Here is a 2,891-nt window from a genome sequence, read left to right as displayed (position 1 = left end):
CGCCAGCGTCGGATCGCTCCAGTCCGGGAAGAGATTGAACAGGCCGTGTGCGCCCCCATACCCGGAGACGTAGCCGGTGTGCCACCGAACGGGCACGTCGTGCTTCGCCGCGACGTCGAAGACGTGCCGCATATCCTTCTTCCGCTGGCTCCACTCGATCGGCTCCGTTCGAGTGGGATCACCGCGGATTCCCTCTCCAGTCATTCGGAATCCGTCCTGCGAGAGCCAGTAATCTAACTCCTCGGCCGCGGCCTCCCACGACCACTCTTCCTCGCCGCGCAGCGCCTTCTTCTTCGTTTGCGCCGGTGCCGCGGCCGCGATGAACTTGTCGGGGTTCTCGTCGATGATCTCTTTATTGATCTGGTTGGTCATCCCGAAACTGGGGAGCAGCACGCACATATCGACACCGTAGGTGTCCATATCGCGCAACACCCGATCCGAGTTGTTGTAGACGATGACGTCGTCGTCGCCGTCGGACTCGTCGGCGGGGACAGCCATCTTCATCTTGTCGGGGAGCGTCTCGTACTGCGATTCGTCACCGTGGTTCTGGATTCGTACGGCGTGACGTTGCCCGTGGCAATGCGTCTCCACGACAAACCGGCCTAATTTCATACGATCGAAAAGTTCGAGGGGTATATAATAAACGTTGGGGTAGAATAGTGCCGGAGGATGTGCACAGGCCCGACGATGGCTCGCAGCCAGCAGCCAGCAACCAGCAGCGAGGATGACCGATAGATCAATCGGACCGAGACGATCGCGAGGCGGACCTCGAGACGGGCTTTACCGCTCACCGAGTTGCGTTTTGATCGTCCGTCGATCGAGTTTGTCGCTCGAGGTGCGTGCCAACGTCTCCTCGCGGAAGTGGTACTCCCGAGGGCGTTCGAAGCGAGAGAGAGTGTCGCTCTCGAGGCACCACTCGTCGAGGTCGTCGGCCGTGAGATCGGCATCGGACCGCTGGACGATAGCAGTCACTCGTTCGCCGTACTCGTCGTCGTCGATACCGACGACCGCGGATTCGACGACATCGGGATGGGCGTTCAACCGTTCCTCGATGGGCGTCGGGAACACCTTGAGTCCCTTCGAGAGGATCATATTGTCGTCCCGGCCCTCGATGTACAGGTATCCGTCCTCGTCCTTGTAGCCGAGGTCGCCCGAGAACCACCAGCCGTCCGTAAAGGATTCCTTGGTGGTCTCGGTGTCCCCCCACGCCCACACGGCCGAGTCGCCGCTTTTGACGATCACTTCGCCGATCTCGCCGGGGGCGACGACGTCCTCGGGAGAGCCGTCGCGCTCGACCACGCGGATCTGAATTCCCAAGAGCGGCTTCCCGACGCTCTCGATGCGGTCTCCGTCGATCTCCTCGTCGGCGATGTTCGTTCCGCTGGTCTCCGTCGAGGCGTACGCCTGTGATATCGACGAACAGATGTGTTCGCGGAGGTTTTCGAGGGTGGTCGTATCGAGCGTCTCTCCGGCGGATTCGATGTTCTTCAGACTACTCAGGTCGTACTCCTCGAGGTTGTCCAAGCGGAGGATTTCCCGCCACATCGTCGGAACGAGGATCGAGTTCGTGATCGAGCGTCGCTCGATGCATTCGACGAACCGCTCGGGGTCCCAGTGCGGAAGGAAGTAGGACGCGCCGTTCGCCAGCATCGTCGGGAGCGTCGTCGAGTACCACGCGGCGAACGAAGGGGAGAAGACGTTCGGCACGCGCGTCCGACGGGTCGTTCGCTTCTTGTGCGCGAGTTTCATCGCGCGGAGCATCAACCCCTGATTCGTGTTACACCACCCCTTCGGCTCACCGGTCGTCCCCGAAGTCCATATCACGGCCGCGACGTCGTCGGAATCGACGCAAACGTCGGGTTCAGTAGCCGACGCGTCTGCCGTCAGCGACTCGATAGGCTGTTCGTACTCCGTCTGCGGCTCGCCGGTGGTGACGATCGCCGCGAGATCTGTCGAAACCGAGTCGTAAACATGCTCCTCGACGAACTCCGATCGATCCTCGTCGATGACGAGGACCCGTGGTCGGAGCGAATCGATGCACGACCGCGTCGTTCCGGGCGATTCGCGGACGTGGAGGTTCGAGACGATACAGCCTGCCTTCAACGCGCCGTTCCAGAGCGTCATGTGTTCGACGCTCCCCTCGCAGAGGAACGCGATCCGGTCACCCTGCGCGACGTACTCACGAAAGCCGTTTGCGGCCCGGTTGCTCTGCTCGTCGAACTCCGACCAGGTCACCTCGCGACCGGTGATGCCGTTTCCGTACGCGATCTCGTTCGGGTTGTTTTCGACTGCGATACGCGACAGTTCGCGGATGTTGGGCATCTCTGCCGACGGAGACAGTTGCATTGTATTCAGAGAGACTCCGAGACGCACCGCTCAGACGGCGGGGCGATTTCGAGCGGTCTGCGAACGTCGTCTCCGGCAGCGGAAGTAAACTCGAGAGCAGACGAATCGACTGCCGGGGCGGTCGACAGTACTATCGAGCGTGTGGCGTCGTGCGATCGTTCCACGCGCTCCTGATCGTTCACGGCGGAGCGTCGCCCGTGAACAGGCGTGTCGGTAACGAGTCGTCTCATTCGCATAGGTGTTCCAGGGTTTATGATGATAATACATTAGTGTATCGGCGCTCGCATCGGTCGTGTTTAGTTAAGGATGAAGGGTGAGGCGGGAGAATTTCTTGCTGGTCTATGGCAGAAATCGCCCGCCTCAACGGATGTACAGACTGGATTGATTTGGATTTTGTGGAGCGACAGCGGACACCCGAGCGCGCGATGAAGCTCGGTATTCAACTCCAGTTAGCGGGCCTCTCGCTGTCGAATACCGTCTCTATTCTCGAAGAGTTGGGTGTCGAGCGATCTCGTAAGGCAATCCACGATTGGGTGCAGAAGGCG

2 protein-coding genes and 1 pseudogene are annotated in these 2,891 nt (G+C 60.5%); 1 reads left to right on the top strand and 2 read right to left on the bottom strand.

Going from position 1 to position 2,891, the window contains the following annotated elements:
* A partial coding sequence (locus FJT57_RS14420; RefSeq protein ID WP_203229197.1) for an amidohydrolase family protein occupies positions 1-612 on the bottom strand: 612 nt, incomplete at its 3' end.
* A gap of 168 nt (positions 613-780) precedes the next feature.
* Positions 781-2,346 carry a class I adenylate-forming enzyme family protein gene (locus FJT57_RS14415; protein WP_144906432.1) on the bottom strand — a complete coding sequence of 522 codons (1,566 nt, stop codon included), beginning with the start codon at positions 2,344-2,346 and terminating at the stop codon, positions 781-783.
* A gap of 341 nt (positions 2,347-2,687) precedes the next feature.
* On the opposite strand from FJT57_RS14415, the pseudogene FJT57_RS17020 reads away from it, so the two are divergent.
* Positions 2,688-2,891 (top strand): annotated as a pseudogene (locus FJT57_RS17020) (IS6 family transposase); the annotation flags it as partial.

The sequence above is a fragment of the Halobellus captivus genome (assembly GCF_007655485.1).
GTDB classification, from domain to species: Archaea; Halobacteriota; Halobacteria; order Halobacteriales; family Haloferacaceae; genus Haloquadratum; species Haloquadratum captivum.
The sequence above is the reverse complement of the archived record's forward strand: the minus strand, read 5'-3'. Positions and strand labels throughout refer to the sequence as shown.

Coding starts and splice junctions, on each gene's coding strand:
- FJT57_RS14415 (WP_144906432.1), bottom strand. CDS start 2,346: ATGCAACTGTCTCCGTCGGCAGAGATGCCCAACATCCGCGAACTGTCG.